17 protein-coding genes are annotated in these 20640 nt (G+C 44.1%); 7 read left to right on the top strand and 10 right to left on the bottom strand.

Going from position 1 to position 20640, the window contains the following annotated elements; all coding sequences use genetic code 11:
• Window positions 1-4: 4 nt before the first annotated feature.
• The 6 genes from AS888_RS09990 to AS888_RS10015 form a co-directional block, all read right to left on the bottom strand.
• Window positions 5-718, bottom strand: coding sequence for a WbqC family protein (locus tag AS888_RS09990; protein ID WP_061142034.1), 714 nt, complete (start codon window positions 716-718; stop codon window positions 5-7).
• Window positions 719-1345, bottom strand: coding sequence for a PIG-L deacetylase family protein (locus tag AS888_RS09995; RefSeq protein ID WP_061142035.1), 627 nt, complete (start codon window positions 1343-1345; stop codon window positions 719-721). It lies immediately after the preceding gene.
• A complete protein-coding gene (locus AS888_RS10000; protein WP_061142036.1) occupies window positions 1345-2322 on the bottom strand; it encodes a Gfo/Idh/MocA family protein in 978 nt (325 codons plus the stop codon). The genes AS888_RS09995 and AS888_RS10000 overlap by 1 nt, the downstream gene beginning before the upstream one ends.
• The gene (locus AS888_RS10005; RefSeq protein WP_061142037.1) at window positions 2312-3436 is read right to left on the bottom strand and encodes a DegT/DnrJ/EryC1/StrS family aminotransferase; all 1125 of its coding nucleotides are present in this window, start codon (window positions 3434-3436) and stop codon (window positions 2312-2314) included. Before AS888_RS10005 ends, AS888_RS10000 begins: the two co-directional genes overlap by 11 nt.
• A 65-nt stretch (window positions 3437-3501) precedes the next feature.
• Window positions 3502-4674 carry a glycosyltransferase family 4 protein gene (locus AS888_RS10010; RefSeq protein ID WP_061142038.1) on the bottom strand — a complete coding sequence of 391 codons (1173 nt, stop codon included), beginning with the start codon at window positions 4672-4674 and terminating at the stop codon, window positions 3502-3504.
• A gap of 313 nt (window positions 4675-4987) precedes the next feature.
• The gene (locus tag AS888_RS10015; RefSeq protein ID WP_061142039.1) at window positions 4988-5632 is read right to left on the bottom strand and encodes an SDR family oxidoreductase; all 645 of its coding nucleotides are present in this window, start codon (window positions 5630-5632) and stop codon (window positions 4988-4990) included.
• A gap of 334 nt (window positions 5633-5966) precedes the next feature.
• On the opposite strand from AS888_RS10015, the gene AS888_RS10020 reads away from it, so the two are divergent.
• Together AS888_RS10020 and AS888_RS10025 are read left to right on the top strand one after the other, a co-directional pair.
• A complete protein-coding gene (locus AS888_RS10020; RefSeq protein WP_061142040.1) occupies window positions 5967-6230 on the top strand; it encodes a CD3324 family protein in 264 nt (87 codons plus the stop codon).
• A 140-nt stretch (window positions 6231-6370) separates the two neighbouring features.
• On the top strand, window positions 6371-7006 hold the full coding sequence (locus AS888_RS10025) for a FusB/FusC family EF-G-binding protein (RefSeq protein WP_061142041.1): 636 nt from the start codon (window positions 6371-6373) through the stop codon (window positions 7004-7006).
• A gap of 77 nt (window positions 7007-7083) precedes the next feature.
• On the opposite strand, the gene AS888_RS10030 is transcribed toward AS888_RS10025, so the two are convergent.
• On the bottom strand, window positions 7084-7923 hold the full coding sequence (locus AS888_RS10030) for a pirin family protein (RefSeq protein WP_061142042.1): 840 nt from the start codon (window positions 7921-7923) through the stop codon (window positions 7084-7086).
• Window positions 7924-8133: 210 nt separating this feature from the next.
• Between AS888_RS10030 and AS888_RS10035 the strand changes: the two genes are divergently transcribed.
• Both AS888_RS10035 and AS888_RS10040 read left to right on the top strand, forming a co-directional pair.
• Window positions 8134-8463: a winged helix-turn-helix transcriptional regulator gene (locus AS888_RS10035; RefSeq protein ID WP_061142043.1), complete on the top strand. Its 330-nt coding sequence runs from the start codon at window positions 8134-8136 to the stop codon at window positions 8461-8463.
• A gap of 31 nt (window positions 8464-8494) precedes the next feature.
• Complete coding sequence (locus AS888_RS10040; RefSeq protein ID WP_260320178.1) at window positions 8495-9043, top strand: MEDS domain-containing protein; 549 nt, start codon at window positions 8495-8497, stop codon at window positions 9041-9043.
• A 201-nt stretch (window positions 9044-9244) separates the two neighbouring features.
• Here AS888_RS10040 and gltD read toward each other — a convergent pair whose 3' ends face one another.
• Entirely contained in the window at window positions 9245-10726 is a 1482-nt protein-coding gene (gene gltD, locus AS888_RS10045; protein WP_061142045.1) for a glutamate synthase small subunit, read from the bottom strand.
• A 16-nt stretch (window positions 10727-10742) separates the two neighbouring features.
• A complete protein-coding gene (gene gltB, locus AS888_RS10050; protein ID WP_061142046.1) occupies window positions 10743-15287 on the bottom strand; it encodes a glutamate synthase large subunit in 4545 nt (1514 codons plus the stop codon).
• A 134-nt stretch (window positions 15288-15421) separates the two neighbouring features.
• Between gltB and AS888_RS10055 the strand changes: the two genes are divergently transcribed.
• The 3 genes from AS888_RS10055 (at window position 15422) to AS888_RS10070 (ending at window position 18027) form a co-directional block, all read left to right on the top strand.
• Window positions 15422-16324 (top strand): LysR family transcriptional regulator, encoded by a 903-nt coding sequence (locus tag AS888_RS10055; RefSeq protein WP_061142047.1) that lies wholly within the window; start codon window positions 15422-15424, stop codon window positions 16322-16324.
• 137 nt (window positions 16325-16461) lie between these two features.
• Window positions 16462-16956: a spore coat protein gene (locus AS888_RS10060; RefSeq protein ID WP_061142048.1), complete on the top strand. Its 495-nt coding sequence runs from the start codon at window positions 16462-16464 to the stop codon at window positions 16954-16956.
• A gap of 462 nt (window positions 16957-17418) precedes the next feature.
• Window positions 17419-18027: a hypothetical protein gene (locus tag AS888_RS10070; RefSeq protein WP_061142050.1), complete on the top strand. Its 609-nt coding sequence runs from the start codon at window positions 17419-17421 to the stop codon at window positions 18025-18027.
• A gap of 835 nt (window positions 18028-18862) precedes the next feature.
• Here the strand turns inward: AS888_RS10070 and AS888_RS10075 are convergent.
• On the bottom strand, window positions 18863-20551 hold the full coding sequence (locus tag AS888_RS10075) for a right-handed parallel beta-helix repeat-containing protein (protein WP_061142051.1): 1689 nt from the start codon (window positions 20549-20551) through the stop codon (window positions 18863-18865).
• Between the last annotated feature and the right edge of the window lie 89 nt (window positions 20552-20640).

Consider the following 20640-nt stretch of genomic DNA (forward strand, 5'->3'; position numbering starts at 1 on the left):
CAGATCAGCTTGGTTTCCCTTTCGTTAACGTTTCTTTTATTTCATCGCCCGGATGGTACATCATCCAGTCAAGGATCGATAAATTTTGTATACACTCTTTCCCATTTCTGGTCTCATATACGGGATGACTGAAGTTTTGATAGATGACTTCGATACCTTTTGCTTGAAATAGCTCCTCGTCAAGATAAGCTCTACCGCTTTTTCCGCTCAAATAGCATGTACCTCCAGTTTGCTGAAGTAAGCTGACCAATCTCTCGGTTTTCCCGGCGGTTGTATCAAAATCAGTGGAAAGGTGCGTTTCACCTTCATAAGTTAAATACTGTAAAATCAACTCTAGTAACTGAACGTTTAAATCGACCAGCATAGCGTGTTCTTTTTGATAGGCTTCCTCCAACAGCGGGAAAAAATCGTGGAAGTACGGAGCCTTTTTATAAACGTCCGAAATTTGCTGCAAGTGATTCCTTTGCCATTTTTGGTTGGGCGGATGGTAGCTAATTAGCTTTTCATGTAACATGTCAGGCTTCTTTTGAATGGGCACCGTTAACCTGGACCCTTTACCATCGGCACCTTGTATATACGTTTTATTTTGAAAATTACTTGCGGAGTATTTCACATCTATCAAATAGATGAAAACATCCGATTGGAATATCTTATGGATCAATCCGATCCAGGGCAGGAAATTGGGCTGGTGAATGGTGACGATCTTCTTTTTTTCCACCTATAAAACCTCTTTTGAAAAGATTAATAGGAAGGTCTCCGCGTATTTACTATTCACTTGGGACCCCCTCCAACTGCCGATATGCTCCGCATTCACTAAATAATGCCCCATATAACCGGTAAGCTGTGATTGGAATATGGTGATCATACGTTTTTTATCTTCCATGAATTCCGTAATATCACTATAAATATTCGGGTGAAATTGATTGGCAGCGATGTTATTATTCTGGTTGATTTGTTCGAATTCATATATGGTGAATTGTTTTTTCCTGAAACAGCTTCTTACCACCTTTGAAAGCTTTTGATGATCTTGATGACTGTCCTTCATCCAATGTGTGTATACTTCGTCTGGATCCACCTTTTCGATGATATCGTCGAGTTCTTTTATTAATTTATGAAGAGGGATATCTTCAACGTTATTACCCTCGCAATGCTCGGAAAACCGTACCTCATAACCGAATTCCCTTGCTGACAGTATTGCCTCTTGTTTCCTTACCTCGATATTCGAGGGGATGGAAAATATCATGTTGATAATGTGATGTCCTTGGTTCAACAGCTTACGAATGGTGCCTCCCATACTAATTTCCGCATCATCCGGGTGTGCTGTTACTAGCAATATTTTTTTCATCATGTTCCTCCATTTAAAGCTTGTTCAATAATGGATATCGCTTGAAGCGTCATCTTCTTTTTTTCCATGTAGGCGGCTACATTTTTCATTAAAATGAATTCCGAAAATTGATTCATTTCATAAAGCAAACTATTATCACTGATGGGCTCACTTATCGTTTCTTCCATGTCATTAGTGATACTGCGATAACTTATCGTGCGGATATCGTACAACGAGTGAAAACGCAAGGTTCCGTTCTCTCCATAAATTTCCGATATTGTATCATTCGTTAAGTTAATTTTTGAAATCAACATCGTTATTTTAAAATCTTCATATTCAAAAATGCACGTACCGCCTAAATCGATATTTTTTACGATCGGCTGTTTAAAATAATAACTTTTAACGGGAACACCAAATAATTGGATTGCCGCATAAATAGGGTAAATTCCAATTGTCCTCAATGTCCCGCCACCATGATTTTCATCAAAAAGTGGAGCTCTCTCTCCCTTTAATAAGGCCGAATACTGCTTGGAGTAGTTTTGGTATTTTAGGGTTGCTCCATGGATTTTCCCTAACTTTTCAATAGCATTCTTTACAATTTGAAAGTTGGGTTCATAAATCGTTCTTACTGCCTCAAACACAAAAACATTTTGTTTTTCTGCAGCATCGAAAACCCGATTGGCCTGATCGGTCGTCATGAATGCCGTCTTCTCCACGATGACGTTCTTTCCATGCCCAATGGCTGCCAGCGCATGATCATAATGGCAAGCATTTGGAGTGGCTATGTAAACCGTATCCAACTCATCATCTTCAAACACTTCATTCAGGGACCCATAAACTTTAGCAATTCCTTTTCCTTTTGCAAGCTCCTTGGCAAAATGAACTCTCCTCCCCCATATTCCCGTCAACTCTCCATTTGAACTTTCATTAATGGCATCGATCATGGCACAGCTTATTGAACCTGACCCTACCACCCCAATCCTATTTTTAACCGCCATGTTCCACTGCCTGTTTACATTTCGCTACAATGTATTTCAGATCCCCATCTGACAAATCCAAGTGGCATGGCAACGTGAAATGAGATTCACGAAATCTATCGGCATTCGGGAGAGATGCCTGCGGATATTCTTCTAGCAAGGTGGGCTGTAAATGTAATGGGGTCCCATAACAATGCCCTGTGCTTATATGACACGCGTTTAAATGCTTTTTAAATGTTTCGCATTGCTCTTTGCTTTTGCACATGACGATGATTTTATAAAATGAAGATGTAGCGTTGTCAGATGAAACTTGGAAGTAAAGACCGTGTTCACCGAAAACCTCTTTCAAATGTTCTTGATAGAAACTAAAGATTTCCTGCCTGACCTGGATCATCCCAAAAGCTTCCTGAACTTGCAGATAACCAAGCAATGCATTGAATTCACTAAGAAGCAGGTCACCTGATAACACTTGATTGACTGCACCATTTTCATTCCCATGATGCCTTGATAGCTCACAGTATTTAATTAAATCTATATCATCCGATGTAATGACACCGCCTGTCGCACTGGTTACAATTTTAGTGGGATACATGGAAAACACCCCGGCATATCCAATCGCACCAGCCTTGTATCCATTCACGGTCGCCCCAAAAGCATGTGAAGCATCTTCGATCAGATAAAGATCATTCTCATCACAAAATGCTTTAATCTCAAAGATGTTATCAGGGATTCGTCCGGCAATATACGTAATCAGGACAACTTTTGTGCTAGGAGTCACGGCGTTCTTCAGGCTAGTTAAATCCATATTGAAATCCTCTAAATTAATGTCACAAAGAACGACCCTTCCTTTCGCATTTTTCACCGCATATACTGGAGAAATGAATGTATTGCTCGGCATGATCACTTCTTTGCCTTCAACATCCAGATGCTTTAAAATAATTTCAATGGCTGCCGTTGCACTGGAAATTGCGACAGCATACTTAGAATCACTGTATTGTCTGACACTTTCTTCGAATTTCCGAGTATACTCACCTAAAATCAACCTGCCAGAATCCAAAATTCGCTCAACGTTCGTAAGATATTCCCGTTTTACCCAATCTGTTATCACTGGCTTTGTATTTACGATAGTCTCCATGGAACACCCTCCTTTTTCCAAAATTCGATCTTTCAATGGACGTTAGTGAAAGCAGACAAATATATTCAATGATTAGGATCAACCAATTCCGACAGTGTTCTCTCCAGTTTCGCAATCAATCTGGTTTTCTCATAATTCAGGGCTAGACGCTCTATATTCCCTTGTATTTTCAGATACATCCGTTTGTCACTTTTCATTGATTTTACATACTCTATCATCTTTGATTTTTCACTATATTCAAAACCATGACCAGCTTCATATTTTGTCATGACCTCATGCTGCCAGCCTTTATAGTTTATTAATGTTGGTTTTCCGGCTGCCCAAAAATCAAAAAGTTTATTTTGACTGTTCCTATTCAATATTTCATGATCACGTACAAAACACAGACCTATATGAGATACGGCCATTAATAAGTACGCTTCTTGTTTAGATACCTGATCCAAGAAAATGACGTTGTTTAATTTTTTGCTCTCCTTCACTTGAATCAAGCGTTCTTTTTCCTTTCCATCCCCTACAATTAGATAGACAATATCGGGGTCATCGGTCTCTTCGGCAAGCTGTAAAATATAATCGATATGATTGATGAATCCTAATGTACCTGCATATAAGCAAATGAACTTCTCCTTCAAACCTAACTTAGCCAATGCTCCTTCTTTATCTTCGGAACAAATTCGAGAAAAATAGTTTATATCCGCAAAGTTAGTGATTGTAGCAATTTTTTCCCATTTGACCCCTTTACTCAATAAATCTTCTTTCATGCCCGGCGAAAGCACGATGATTTTATCGGCAGCAGAGTAAATCATGCTTTCCAACGCAAATAAAATCTTCTTCAGCCCTTTGTTTTTTATGATCCCCATCTCGATGGGTATATCTGGCCATAAATCCCTTACTTCAAAAACAAATTTGCAGCGTTTCACCTTTGCAAGCAGCATCCCTATCAATCCGATTGTCAAAGGAGTGGACGATGCGAAAACGACATCCACTTCCTTTTCCTTCAGCCCAATAAAAAAACTCTTGTACATATAATGAATAAAGGAAAGTATTCTTTTCCCATACCCATATTCTTGTTTATATTTGGTTTTGGTTGTTTTGATCTTTATTCCCGCACAAGAATCTGTGTCATTTCCGGTAATAATGGTGACTTTATTATTTTTGGATACCATATATTTGGCAATTTCATATGATCGAGTACTGCCTTTATCAGTATTGAAATATTGATGCAAATAAAGAATTTTCACTTATCCACCTCCTCTATAGCTATATTTCGTCATCATCCATTCTCAGATAATAAATTTACCATTTAAACCAGTGGGGGCACGTCCCTTTTTTAGCATGGAGCGTTTCAATTTTGAATCCCTCTAAAAGGAAGTAGTTCCATCGCTACTTCTTAAGCCACTATGATGACCGAATAAGAACCCTTCGATAATAAAAAAACCTGCATGGACGAATTCCATGCAGGTTTAAGAAATATATTATATTGTCAACAGCCTGATATGTGGAAGCTGCTTTTCAGTGATATCATTCAACTGAGAGATGCTGCCACTTTTCCCCTTAAATTCCCCTCAATGCATCCGAGATCGCCGTATCCCCGGCGACCAAGTCAAAGGAACGCTTGTAGGTATTTTCTTCAGTCAATGCTGCCACAATTGTCCGGGCGACATCTTCCCGTGAAATCGACCCACGTTCCACCCCTTCAGCTGCGGTCACTTTGCCCGTTCCCGGTTCGTTCACAAGTCCGCCCGGCCGAATGATCGTATACACTAAATCGCTTTGCAGCAGGGCTCGATCCGCATAATGCTTGGCGACATAATACGGTTTGATGGCATCATTCCAGTTATCCCGATTATTCGCTTGAAAAGCACTTACCATGATGAATCGCTTGATGCCCAAATTCTCTGCAGCCTCAATCGTTTTAACGGCACCATCCAGATCGATCAGCAGCGTTTGATCTGCCCCCGTGCTTCCCCCGGATCCAGCTGTAAAGACGATAACATCACAGCCTTTAGCCGCATTTGCAATCTCTTCCACCGACCCGGTCAAACTGACCACCACGGATTCGATTCCACTTTTCTCAAAGTACTTCCTCTGTTCTTCCTTCCGGATCATTGCCCGTACACGATGCTCCCTGCTTTCATTCAACAGGTCCACCAAGTGTTTACCGATCTGCCCATTTGCCCCAACTACGAATACTTTCATTAAAGTCAGCCCCCATAATGGTTAGTTTGGTTTCCGTACAAATTATTTCATGGACGAAGCTCATTATCAAACAATCAGCCCGTTACACAATGGAAAAAGTTTGGCAATCCACCTTATCTATCTTATAATAATGACAATAAAACAACGGGGAGGTGTAAAGATTGGCAATACGTACCTTAATGCCACCTTCTGCAACGTCTCATGCAAAGCCTAGTATTGGAGGCGATACTTTGCATGGGGTTCAATCATTTTAAACTAATCGCCCAACAATCATTTCCGATATTTGGCTTTGCACCTTATTTCATTCTTAAAAAAGAATAAGGGGCTGGCAGAAATGAAATATGTAAAAGCAACGGCCGTTTTGCCTGAAAGGCTAATTGTTGAAATTCAAAAGTACGTACAAGGTGAAACCCTATATATTCCCAAACCCGAAAAGACCCATCGCAAATGGGGAACGTGCTCGGGATCAAGGGAACTGATCGATGACCGAAATGCTGCCATTAGATCTGCATATAAAACCGGCCGTACCATCCTTGAATTGGCCGAAGAACATTTTCTCTCCATGGAGACCATCAAGAAAATCGTGTATTCCAAATAAGGTCACAAGCTAGCACTGATGATGATATCAGTGCTTTTCATATGTCGAGAATATTTCTTAGCCATTCTCCCCCTTTTCATGCGGATGCGATTTCTGTAAAGTAATAGCAACGGAATCATCAGAAACAGGAGAGTGAGACAATGGAACCTTTTATCAGAAGCGAGCAATATAACTTCATTAAATTACAAACACAGATTCTCATCAATGGGCACGCGACTGCAAACGATAGAGATGTGATCAATACTCTGAAAACTGTTTCAAAAGAACGTGTATTACAGTTGTTCAGCGACATAACTGAAGAGCAAAATCAGCTTTTGGCCCCCGTTGAGACCATTAAAGACCCCGCACAGGCGGAGGACTATCTCTTACAAATCAAGCCGTATGTCATTCCCTTTAAAGAAGTTACCGAAAAAACGGTGAAGAAACTATTTCCAAAAGCAAAGAAGCTAAAAGCCCCCTTGCTGGAGAATATCGACTTAAGGGAGCTGTCATACTTGGGCTGGGATGATGGCGGCTCCGGTAAGAAATTCATCATTGTCCCTCATCATGATACTTTCACCGGTCTGCACGGTACGATCAAACCGGCCAACAAGAAAGGGATTTGTGCCATCTGCAGCCGTTTTGAGGAAATAGGGATGTTCATGTCCGAAACAAAAGGAACGATCCAGGGAACATTCATTAAAAAAGGCAACTACATTTGCCTCGATAGCATGAAGTGCAACCAAAACATAACCACCTTAGATAAAATGAACGATCTCATCGCCCGGCTGAAATAAGACAAAAAAAGCAATCCTTCGGCAATGGAAGGATTGCTTTCTGTGCTTAAAGTTGTGGCCCCAGGCGCCGTGAATCCTCAAAATTTACCGTTGCGGTAATCATCAAAGGCCTGAACGATTTCTTCCTCTGTATTCATAACAAAAGGCCCTCTCGCCACCACAGGCTCCCCGATTGGTTCACCGGCATACAACATGACTCGCATCCTGCTGTGTGCTTCAATCTTTATCTCGCTCTCCTCAGCATCCTCTGCACGATTCATCCAGAGAACCTGCCCTTGTCTCCCAGCCGTTTGATTCGCGCCAAACACTCCTGCGCCCTCCAAAACATACAAAAAACCATTAAATGATCCCGGAAGTTGAGGAATGACCGTTGCTCCCTCCTCCAAATTCATCTCCAGCATCATGACCGGCGCTACATTTTCCGTTTCAGCGGTTTTGTCTTGGTAGGACCCTGAAAATAACCGGATTTGAGAACCTTCGCCTTCAAAGGTCCACATATCGTTTTTCCGTAAATCTTGATATCTCGAAGGCATCATTTTTGATTTTGCCGGTAGATTCACCCATAATTGCAGCAGGCTTACAGCTTCCCCTTCTGCCGCATCCTCATTATGTTCGACACCTTGACCTGCCGTCATCCATTGAGCGTCGCCAGGATTAAGGACCCCCTCCCCATGTTTGCTGTCATAATGATTAAGGTGGCCATCAATTAAGAAGGTGACCGTTTCGATTCCCCGATGCGGATGAATGCCGAAGACACCGCTGCGCATATAATCATGAGCCATAAGCAAAAAGGGATCATGCTCTTTCCAATCACCAGGCTCAACCACCCACGCCATCGTATGAATATCACTATTTTTTTGAAAGCTTGCGGTCCGAACATTTTTAATTCCGCGGCTAAAAACACCTTTTTTGTCCATTATTGCATTCCTCCTTGACGTTACTCGCCATGAGTACATTATGTAACTATTCACGACATAAATGAAGTAGGCACTATAAAGAGACATAGTTTCCTGGAAGAAACCTTCAATTCATCCACTATTGAAGCCTCCTGCATGAGTTTTGCAGTTTCAGGCCAACCGAGTTAAAATGAACTACAACATGCTGCATATGAAAGGGAGGCGCATAAAATGCTCGGAAAACCGTATAATTGTAAAGTTGCCACAACGATGGATATGATTGTAGGTAAGTGGAAAATCGCTATTTTGCTCAATTTGCTTCATAATGGAACAATGAGATTTAATGAACTTCAAAAAATGATGCCCGGTGTCACTCAAAAAATGCTCACTTCACATCTCCGTGAATTGGAGCAAGAAGGCGTCATTAAGCGGGTAACCTATCCGCAAGTCCCCCCAAAGGTTGAATACTCAATGACCGAATACGGCAAGACGCTCCAAACCGTACTCGAAATGATGCATGAGTGGGGCGCCTCTCATTTGGCCAAAAAGCAGCAACAATAAAAAAACGAGTGTATGAAAGAAGGAATGAATATTGAAAGATGAAAAGAGCCTTCATGTTCTATATCCTTATAACGATATGGAAAACTACATCGAACAAGTTATGAAATTCATCCAGGACGGTATCACGGCTGGTGAGTACACCATCCTTGTCGAAAATGACCGCCTATTCCCCCTTATCCACAAAGAGCTGAGCAAACGATTGAAGAACGATCAAATGAAGTTCATCCACTTTGTGAACAACTTCGATTTCTATTGTTCAAGCGGGAGTTACCATCCTCCTGCAATCGAAGAATACTTTAATAAAATGGTCCAGCCCTATGTCGAAAACAAGATCTCTTTCCGTTCATGGGCACATGTCGAGTGGGCCACCATCGAAGAACCCCTGGACATCATTGAAGAATTCGAGAGAATAGTAGACGAAGCCGTAAACCAGCTCTCATTCCCATTGATTTGCGCCTACTCAGAACTTAAAATGCCAGCCCACCTCGAGAAAATTTTACTGGAAACACATCCCTATATTCTTATCGGCGATGAAATCATCGTCTCCGACCGCTACTTGCCGGCTCCCAGCATAAAATAGAAACCACGCCTGCGCGTGCTTTCTTCGCATAGATGCGCTTACTCGTGACATGGGATTGCATTACTCGCGAGTTGTGCGTTTTTTTCAGCTAATTTTTGCGATCCATCCTCCTATTCGGCGCTTTACTCGCCAATTGCGATCCTATTCGCCCGCAGGAAAAAGCAAAAGAAGCACCATAACCATTATGGTGCTTCTTTACAGTCAGGGCAGGACGGAGGCGCCCATCAGGTAGCGGTCGACTTCACGTGCTGCTTCACGGCCTTCATTGATTGCCCAAACGATGAGGCTTTGGCCTCTTCTTGCATCTCCGGCAGCGAATACACCTTCGACATTCGTTTTGTAATGGCCGTAGACGGCGTCTATTTTTTGATTGACCGTTTCTACGCCGAATTGGGTCAATAGCGGTTGTTCCGTTCCTTCGAATCCGATTGCGATGAATACGAATTGAGCCGGCCATACTTTTTCCGTTCCCGGGATTTCCTTGAAAATGTAGATTCCCTCTTCGTCTTTGATTTTTTCCATGGAGATGGTATGAAGTTCTTGAACGTTTCCATTTTCATCGGCTACGATTTTCGTTGTTTGGATTGAATATTGACGCGGGTCTGCTCCAAATTTCGCTTCCGCTTCTTCATAGGCATATTCAAGTGAAAAAACATTCGGATAAGCCGGCCACATATTATCGGAGGTACGGTTTGCCGGCAAGATCGGATGCTTCCCGAATTGGACGACGCTTCTGCATTCTTGGCGAAGGGCAGTTGCGACACAGTCAGCTCCTGTATCTCCTCCGCCGATGACGATGACATCCTTACCCTTTGTATCTAAAAATTGGCCGTCTTCAAAATTGGAGTCGAGCAGGCTTTTGGTCGACGTCGTCAAGTAATCCATTGCCAGGTGAATGCCCGCAGACCCGCGGCCTTCGATTTCCAGGTCCCGTTGTTTTTGGGCACCTGTGCAGAGGATGACCGCATCGTATTGCTCCTGCAGTTCCTCGGCTGAAATATCTTTTCCGACTTCTGTGTTCGTGACGAAATCGATGCCTTCCTGCGTCAATAATTTGATCCGTCGGGCAACGACATCTTTTTCCAGCTTCATGTTCGGGATGCCGTATGTCAAAAGGCCGCCTGCACGGTCAGCTCGTTCGTAAACGGTGACGGAATGACCGGCTTGATTCAACTGATCGGCGCTCGCCAATCCTGCCGGGCCGGAACCGATGATGGCAATTTTCTTGCCGGTCCTGCTTTCGGGAATGCGAGGCGTGATCCAGCCATTTTCAAACCCTTTATCGATGATCGTCCGTTCAATGTTTTTAATGGAAACCGCAGGATCACTGATCGCCACCGTACAAGACCCTTCACATGGAGCCGGGCAGACACGCCCGGTGAATTCAGGGAAATTGTTCGTTTTCGATAAACGGTCCAGCGCTTCTTTCCATCTGCCGCGGAATACCAAGTCATTCCATTCAGGAATCAGATTATTGATCGGGCAGCCTGTCGTGACACGGTTCAATTCCATGCCCATATGGCAGAATGGGGTAGCGCAGTCCATACACCGCGCTCCCTGTATGCTTAATTTTTCATCAGAGAAAGGAGTTGAATATTCTCTCCAATCGCTTAAACGAGTGAGAGGATTCCGGTCTTTTGGCTTTTCTCGCGGATAATCCATAAATCCTGTTGCTTTTCCCATCTTTCTCTCCCCTTTCTTACAGCATCACTGCTTGTTTCGTGATTTTTTTATCTTGAACGGCATTAGCTTGAAAGGCGCTCATGACCGCTTCTTCATCCGTTAATCCCGCTTGCTTCTGCTCTTCGATGCTTCTCATCATCCGTTTGTAATCCTTAGGAATGACTTTCACGAATTTCTTTGCAAAATCGTCCCAGTTCTCCAGTACATAGGAAGCTTTGGCACTCTCCGTATAATGAAGGTGGCTATGAATCATCTCTTTAACCTCGCCTGCATCATCGCCAAGCGTCTCGAACTCGATCATTTCAGCATTGCATAATGCCTTGAATTCCTCTGCATCATCAGCAAGGACATAGGCGATGCCGCCTGACATGCCCGCCGCAAAGTTCTTGCCGACATTGCCCAGGATGACTACACGTCCTCCGGTCATATACTCACAGCCATGGTCACCGATTCCTTCAACCACGACATTGACTCCGCTGTTCCGTACCGCAAAGCGTTCCCCGGCACGTCCATTGATGTACGCCTCACCGCTTGTTGCACCATATAAGGCGATATTCCCGGCAATGACATTGTCCCCGGCCTCGATCTGATTGCCAGCAGGTGCCGAAACAATGATTTTACCGCCGGACAGCCCTTTCCCCACATAATCATTGGCATCGCCTGTCAAATACAGCGACATCCCTTTTGGAATGAAGGCACCGAAGCTTTGGCCCGCAGAGCCGGTAAACCGCAATGTTATCGTATCTTCAGGCAGGCCGGCTTCGCCATAACGCTTGGATACTTCGCTTCCGACAATCGTCCCGACAACGCGGTTCACGTTTGTAATCGGGAAGCTGACATCCACCGGGGCTTGATCATTCAATGCTGGCTGAACCATCGGTAAAATTTTTCGGATATCCAATGCTTCTTCGATTTTATGGTTTTGAGGAAGCTGATACGTACGTATCCCCTCCGGTTGGAATAGAAGTGTCGTCAAGTCCAGATGCTTCGCTTTCCAATGGTTTTGTGCCCGCTCGCTCACTTGCAAAACATCCGTGCGGCCGACCATCTCCTCCAGCGTTCTAAAACCAAGCTCTGCCATCGTTTCCCGCACTTCCTCAGCGATGAAGCGCATGAAATGGACGACATGATCCGGATCTCCAGTGAACTTGCTGCGAAGCTCAGGGTTTTGGGTAGCTACCCCGACAGGGCATGTGTCCAGATGGCACGCACGCATCATGACACAGCCAAGGACCACAAGCGGCGCCGTGGCAAAGCCGAATTCTTCCGCGCCAAGGATCGCCGCCATGACCACATCGCGTCCCGTCATCAGCTTTCCATCCGTTTCGAGGACCACCCGGCTGCGCAGTCCATTCAGCATCAAGGTTTGGTGCGCTTCGGCAAGGCCCAGCTCCCAAGGAAGCCCAGTATGCTTAATGCTCGTTTTTGGTGATGCACCCGTGCCGCCATCATAGCCACTAATGACGATGACATCCGCGGCACCTTTGGCAACACCGGCCGCAATCGTGCCGACACCTGCTTTTGACACAAGCTTGACACTGATCCTGGCATCACGATTGGCATTTTTCAAATCGTGAATCAGCTGCGCCAGGTCTTCAATCGAATAAATATCATGATGCGGAGGCGGTGAAATCAAGCCCACACCAGGGGTGGAACCACGTACCTCTGCGACCCAAGGGTATACTTTATTCCCTGGAAGCTGGCCGCCTTCACCAGGCTTTGCGCCTTGTGCCATCTTGATTTGGAGCTCGTCGGCATTGATGAGGTAATGACTTTTCACACCGAAACGACCGGATGCGATCTGCTTGATCCCGCTGCGGCGGTCATCACCGTTTTCATCCAAATGGTAACGGCTTGGATGCTCCCCGCCTTCACCGCTATTGCTTTTTCCGCCGAGACGGTTCATCGCAATCGCCAATGTTTCATGCGCTTCCTGGCTCAAAGAACCGAATGACATCGCCCCCGTTTTAAAACGGGTGACAATCGATTCAACGGATTCCACTTCATCGATGGAAATGCTTTGGCGATTTTGGTCGAACGAGAATAAATTCCGTAAAAAACCGAGTCTTTCTTCATTCGCCAAGTTTGAATATTTCTTAAATAATTGATAATCGCCTTTGCGGCAAGCCCATTGCAGGGTATGGATCGTTTTCGGATTGAAGGCGTGATGTTCGCCCGTTTTTCTCCATTGAAAATCGCTTCCGCTTTCAAGGGTTTGGTCATAGGAGCCAGCAGCAGCTTTTCTATGGCGTATCAACGCTTCATCCGCGATCGTATCCAAATCGATCCCGCTAAGCTGCGAGGCCGTCCCGCTGAAATAGCGTTCGATGACTTCCGCGCCGATTCCGACCGCTTCGAAAATTTGTGCTCCGCGATAGCTTTGGATCGTGGAAATCCCCATCTTCGACATTACTTTTACGATGCCTTCCGTCACCGAGCGTACATATTTCCTTACCGTTTCCTCGTAGCTGACGGCCAGGCTGCCTTCCAATATCGCCTGCTTATACGTTTCATAGGCAAGATACGGGTGAATCGCATCCACGCCATATCCGATCAGGGATGCAAAATGATGGACTTCCCTTGCTTCCCCCGATTCAACGATGATGCTCACTTTCGTACGGTTCCCATGGCGGATAAGCTCCTGATGAAGGGCACTCGCAGCCAATAAGGATGGGATTGCGGCATTTTCCTCGGTCAACCCGTGATCGGATAAGATCAAAAGGCTGATGCCTTCGGAGATCGCCTGCTCCGCTTCGCGGCAGATCCGGTCGAGCTCGCTCTCCAAATCTTCTGAAAATAGCGTGTATATGACCTTGCTTTGAAATTCCGGAAACGCATTCTCTTTTATCTGCTGCATCTGAGCTGGCGTCAATACGGGTGTATCCAATTGAATGCGGCGGCTGTTCATTTTATCCGGTTTCAGCAAATCCCCTTCCGCTCCAAGGAATGTCATCGTGGACGTGACGATTTGTTCACGAAGCGAATCGATTGGCGGGTTGGTCACCTGTGCGAAGGATTGCTTGAAATAGTTGAATAATGATTGGGGGCGATCGGATAACACCGCTAACGGAATGTCATTCCCCATGCTTCCCAATGGATCTTTTCCCTCGTTGATGATAGGCAATAAATATTTTTGGACATCTTCATAGGTGTATCCGAACGCTTTTTGCCTGAATAGCAAATCACCAATTGGCTGATCCCCTGACACCGATTCTTCGTCGCTAAGTTGTACAAGCTGTTCGTCCAGCCACTGCTGATAGGGATTTTCCTGGGCCATCTCGGATTTGATTTCATCATCGGATACAATCCGCCCTTCCTCCAAATCTATTAACAGCATTCTTCCTGGGCTTAAACGATCTTTATATAGTACATTTTCAGGCTCTACATCGATCACGCCGACCTCTGAGGAGAAAATGATGTAATCATCTTTTGTCACATAATACCGTGCCGGCCTAAGACCATTTCGATCCAGGATGGCCCCGATTTGCTTGCCGTTCGTAAAGGAAATGGCGGTTGGACCATCCCACGGCTCCATGAGCATGCTATGATATTCGTAAAATGCCTTCTTTTCTTTCGTCATATGCGGATTCTCCGTCCACGGCTCAGGAATGAGCATCATGGCCGCATGGGCCGGCTTACGCCCTGCAAGCACGAAGAATTCAAGGGCATTATCAAGGATGGAGGAATCACTGCCGTCTATATCCAAAATTGGCAGCACCTTTTGCAGGTCCTCTCCGAATGCTTCCGAAACAAACTGCTGTTCACGCGCCTTCATCCAATTCACATTACCTCTAAGCGTATTGATTTCGCCATTATGGATCAGATAACGGTTTGGATGCGCCCTCTCCCAGCTTGGAAAGGTATTCGTACTGAAGCGGGAATGCACTAAAGCAAAAGCCGAAACAAAAGCTTCCTGTTGAAGGTCAAGATAAAAAGCATCCACCTGCTCCGGTGTCAACAATCCTTTGTAAACGATCGTGGCACTTGAAAGGCTGGCAAAATAAAAACGGTTTCCACGTTCACGCGCCCAGTTTTCCGCTTGCTTTCTTATAATGAACAATTTACGCTCAAACGCTAAATCATCGGATATCGTTTCACCGGCCCCGATGAATACTTGGCGGATCGTCGGACATGTCTCCTTGCCGACTTCCCCGATTTTCCCTGCATCTACAGGAACCGTTCTCCAGCCTAACAGCGTTTGGCCCTCTTGCTCGATAAATTCATTCAAGCGAGCTTCGATTTCATTCCGTTCGGCATCATCGTTTGAGAAAAAGAGCATACCTACACCATAGCGCCCTTTTGCTGGCAAATTCATTTCCGGGCATGCCAGCCTAAAATAGCTATCAGGAATCTGCACCATCAGTCCTGCGCCATCTCCCGTCAGGGGATCACTGCCTTGTCCGCCGCGATGATCCAATTGGCACAGCATCTTCAGTCCTTGTTTGACGATGTCATGTGTAGCAAGCCCTTTTATATGAGCGTATAAACCGATCCCACATGCATCATGTTCAAATTCAGGATGGTAGAGCCCTTGTGCTTTTGGTATTTGATTGTATGTCATATTAATCGCCCCCATCGTATTCTTACACCGTTATGTCACTTACATTTTATTCTAGGTTTTCAAATCGATATAAACAATATATAATTAATGTATAATCTATCTCAAATTGAGATGAATACTCAGGGGATGAATAAATGGAACTACGTCAATTACGTTATTTTGTTGAAGTAGCCGAAAGAGAACATGTCTCTGAGGCCGCGGAACACCTGCATATCGCACAATCTGCCATCAGCCGGCAAATTTCCAGACTGGAAGATGAGCTGGGCGTACTTTTATTTGAAAAAGTCGGCCGAAATATTCAGTTAACCCCAATTGGCAAAATATTTATGATCCATGCAAAAACGGCGATAAAGGCGATCGAATATGCTAAAGACCAAATTGAAGAATTTTTGGATCCTGAACATGGAACCATTAAAATCGGTTTCCCATCAAGCCTCTCGACCCATTTGCTGCCTACCGTCATTTCCGCCTTTAAGGATGAACAGCCCAATATCGCGTTCCACTTAAGGCAAGGGTCATACTCCTCCCTGAAGGAAGCTGTCAAGAACCGTGAAATTGGATTAGCCTTTCTCGGCCCGATTCCGACGAACGACCCTGATATCGAAGGTCATATCTTATTCACCGAAAATATTTCTGCATTACTGCCGATCACGCATCCACTCGCTGAACGGAAAAGCCTGCGTCTAAGTGATTTAAGAAATGATCCATTCGTCTTATACCCAAAAGGATACATCCTTCATAGCATCGCGATCGAAGCATGCAAGGCCGCGGGCTTTACACCGAACATTGCCTCGGAAGGTGAAGACATGGATTCGATAAAGGGCCTTGTATCAGCCGGAATCGGCGTAAGCCTGCTGCCTGACAGCACCTTTTATGAAGTCATCCCCAGACTGACCGTCAAGATCCCGATCGATACACCGGAGGTCAAACGGACTGTTGGCATCATCACACCGAAAAACAGGGAATTGGCCCCTTCCGAGAAGGTTTTTTACCAATTCGCCAAAAAGTTCTTCTCTGTTCTCGAGCAATATCAATGATCATGTCTTTTAGTCAACAAGGCCCTCCTCAGCCTGGCGGCGCTCATTCCGGATGGCCAACGGTTTACCCGAGACAACTTCCCAATCGCCCACTGTTCGAATAACGTATCAAGATTATTTGTTCAGGAGGAATTAACATGACACCCAATCATTCACATCTTGCATGGCATGAAACGCTTGAACTTCATGAACTCGTCGCTTCGCAGGCCAATGCCCTTACGAAATTGAAAAAAGCCTATCCGGAAATAACAGACCCCATACTAAAAACGATTTACAAGCAAATGATCGAGACACTTTCCCAGAACATCGTGGATTTGCTCCAATTTTACCCGCTGACCCCTAAGTTGAGCAGCACCGATGCGGCATTAAGAGACGATGCATCCGCCGCAGCCGCAGGGGATTTGCTTGGACTTGCGAAATCTTTGATCAAAAATTATGCAGGGGCCATCACGGAAACGGCAACCCCCTCTTTGCGAAAAGTTTTCACGAAGCACTTAAATGCAGCCATCGATAACCATGCGAAAATCTTCAACTACTTATATGAACGGAATCTTTACCCTGCTTATGACTTAAACCAATTGCTCCAAAATGACGTCGACTCAGCCAACAAGGCCCTTTCCCAGCCATACTAAATGCAAAAAGAAGGCACAGCATCAGGAATGCTTGCCTTCTTTTTGCTTAGGGATAAGTGGGGCGGTTTTCGTATAAATTGCGCTTACCACACGCAATTGGAGGGGGCGGTTCTCGGCTAATTCTTGCGTTATTCGCAAATTTAGCCACTTTACTCGCGAATTCGGCACTTTTACTCGCAAGTTTACCGACTTTACTCGTCAATTTCGTGCTTTTATTCGCGAGTTTGGGCTTTGCATCGGATTTGAGGCCGATTTTCGTATAAATTGTGCTTTCCACACGCAATTGGGATTCTCTCCAGCTACAATGTAGGCTATCGGGATGTCGGGAATGGAAACGGAAGGCGCGAGAGTCTGAGTGGAAAGGAACGTTCATTGTACAAATCAGGACGTTTTCTTTTAATTCTGTTGCTAATGTTATAATATATTAGAATTGGATTTAATTAACACCCGAGATTTCAGGAGGTGAACATCATAAAAAAAATCCTTTTATCGCTCCTCTTATCCTTGGTCTCCTTATCTCTCGTTGCATGTAAGGGGGATCAGCCAAAATCGACCAATACTCTTTCCGTCCCTAAGCTGACAGCAAGGGAGCAGGCCATTCTCACCAATACGAGTGAAAACGCCATGCTTATCGATTTCAATGTTGATGATACATACAAGCAATTGTCTGTCTGGGTCGAAAAATATGAAGCTGGTAAACTTGTCGAAGCTGAAAAAGGCCGCCTGACAACAGAGGTTGAAAAGAATGGGACAATCATATTTACAACATCAAAAACGGATGACGAACAAAATCTTTCCATGTTCAATATCACGATTCAAAACGGCGGCGGCACAAGTACAGCCACTTCCCCCGAAAAAATCGAAAAGAAGGGTGCCAGCGTATCGGGCAGTACAGATAAAATTGACCTGAAAAATACGAGCAAGCCTGTATTGGCAAGTATTGGTTATTCAAGCACACAAGGAGGGATAAGCTCGCTTTCCACGGATTTTTATCATGATATGGATAGCCATATCGACGAATTAAAAGCATATGATGTCGTCTATCTTCTGAGGAGTGAATTTACAAAATAGCTGCCGATGAAATCCCGGCCCGAACAATCTTGGGCTATGTCGCGGAGTTCTTGAACAAATCTTGTAAACAATAAAAACTACAGGTTATTGGATGATACCCGAAAAAGCAGCCATCACTTGAATGGCTGCTTTTCTTCCATGATGGTCGCAACAGAAATGCTTGTGGCGAAGCAAGTTCTTGATCTTTATAGATAAAGAATGAAATTTAAATATTATTATCCCAATCAACGTATTCAATTAATTTGTCCGTTTGATCACTTGAACGTTCTCTATAATTTTCTCCATAAATGTTAATTAAATCTTTTACAGATGTACCTATTGATACATTTCGAAGTTTTGTAGCTAGAATTAAAAGCTTCAATTATCAACAGTTATTCGTTCATTAATATTTTTATCAATATTGTATATTTCATAGCCCGGAGTCTAATATCCTTAGAAATTGTAAGGAAATGGTCCTTTCGATACTTTTCCAAACTATCCAATAAATATAATTGATTTATATTTTCTCTGGTTCAATCTGTCGTTTCTGTTTTATATGCATGGACTGTACATCCTATGAAAGTAATGATTGCTGCCGCAAAAATGAATATCGTGAATTTCATTTTCAAGTATTAAAAACCCTGAGTATTATTTTAAAGGGAAAATCATCCTAACAGCACCCTTTCCCTTTTTTCCATATACACTTCGTACCTGCTGGGACAGGCTTTTATTTCCGCACCTCCAGTATCCATTTTTATCAAGCTTCCCCTTACTCTTTATTCTTCTTTCAAGAATTGCTAAATCTGAATGATTCCCTTTTTGCCCTTATAACATTTTAAGATATCCATCCGCTTTATCAATTATCGCTTTTAAAAGCAGGCGGAATACCGATCCGATTATTCAATAAATTATTTGATGTTCCTGCTTGGAAATGAATTTCCCTTCCAACCTCGGCAAATGTGTGATCATTCTCAATCAACGTGTTGGTCAAGGTCAATGGCAGGGCTGTATAGTCATTATTAACGTTCCCGTTATTATGGGACCCGCGTATGCCGATGGCAGCGGGGATAAAGTTATGTTCGGATTTATCGATATGATGAATGCTGTTTCTATACAGTTTCGTGGACTTGTTGGAACTGAGAAACACAATCCCATTGTTGAAGCTGTTTTCAATCGTATTGTCTTCAATGATCGCATTCTTGGTCACGTGGATGCTGATACCTCCATGTGACTCTGCGGCTGCTTTGACATTGCTTACATAATTACCCTTAATCACCACCGATTCCAAGAATCCCATCTCCCTTTTGGTCAGGTCCGTAAATTGTGATCCGTTAACGGCGATGCCTCGTTCAGTAATCGTGTCATTTTTTTCTATATCATAAACCTCATAATCATCCTGGATGCCCACTCTTTGACTGTTAATCCGATTTCCTGAAATCATAATGTCTCGAGGCGGGTAAGCGGACATCTCGCCGGCATCATACTCCATTCCCCCAACGACAATCGGGAAACGTGTATTTAAAATGACATTGTTTGTGAGGGATACGTTTTGTCCAGAGTGTGTGTCGATTCCCTCCCATGTCGGGTTATTGGCGACCACGTTCTGATCGACCACAATGGTATGACTTGGCGGAAATATCGCTTGGGTTTTGGCATCATTTCTTGTATTGATCTTCCTATGACTAAAGGCCATGCCATAGCTTTGCTGTACGCTTCCTACGGTTGCTCCTGGCAAAAGGTCACTCACGGTCGTATGCTTTACGGACACATTATTCGCTGAGACGCCGCCAATGCCGGCATAGCCTATATCCGTGATGTTCATGCTTTTTTTATACATGGTGTCAGACCCTTTGATGGTCACTCCATCCACATGCTCTAAATAGATGCCATACCCTTCATAGCCGCTAATTTGAACATCCTCAATCGTGATATTTTTCAGTCTTTTCGCGTCAGCATCTTTATTAGTTGTTGGGTATGTACTGGCTAATTCATCCGTTGATTTCGTTTGATCGATGGCGGTAACCTGGATGCCTCTATGCCTTGATGCATAATACTTCCTTGGCTCCCCTGTTACGGTATCTTCTGTTTTTCTTTTCCCATCCAGATTAAGGTTTTTAATCCTAGCCTGACTTTCCAGTATTTTGATGGTAACCGGGTCACTTCTCGATTCGGTACAGATTGTCGTGACCGACTTGCCGTTCTCCATGGTTCCTTCCAATGTAACTCCAGATCGCATCACAATAAAGGCACTCGCCGTGAAATTCCCTTTCGATAGGAGAACGGTCCCTCGGTTTCCGTTTGTTCCATTCCTTTGATATTTTGAAACGCTTAGAATCGCACTATTAACAGCAGCTCTTACTGATGACGATGTAGAGTTCGGTGCTAACGTTGACGTTTCCATAAGCGTATTGCTGCTGTCGAATAATTGAAGTGTCGCTCCTGTTGTTGGTTCGCAAACCGGATTGGCTGCCGATATCATGGATGGGAGAGAAAAGAAAACGGCTATAAACAGAAGGAACAATGCCGCACTTCTAAACATTTTCATCTGAAAACCCCTCATGCTAGTTATTTATTATCCACCCTTCCTTCACCCAAAGATGGCTTGGGAAGATAATTTTGTGAACTCTAAAGCTT

The sequence above is a fragment of the Peribacillus simplex genome, from assembly GCF_001542915.1.
Classification (GTDB): domain Bacteria; phylum Bacillota; class Bacilli; order Bacillales; family DSM-1321; genus Peribacillus; species Peribacillus simplex_B.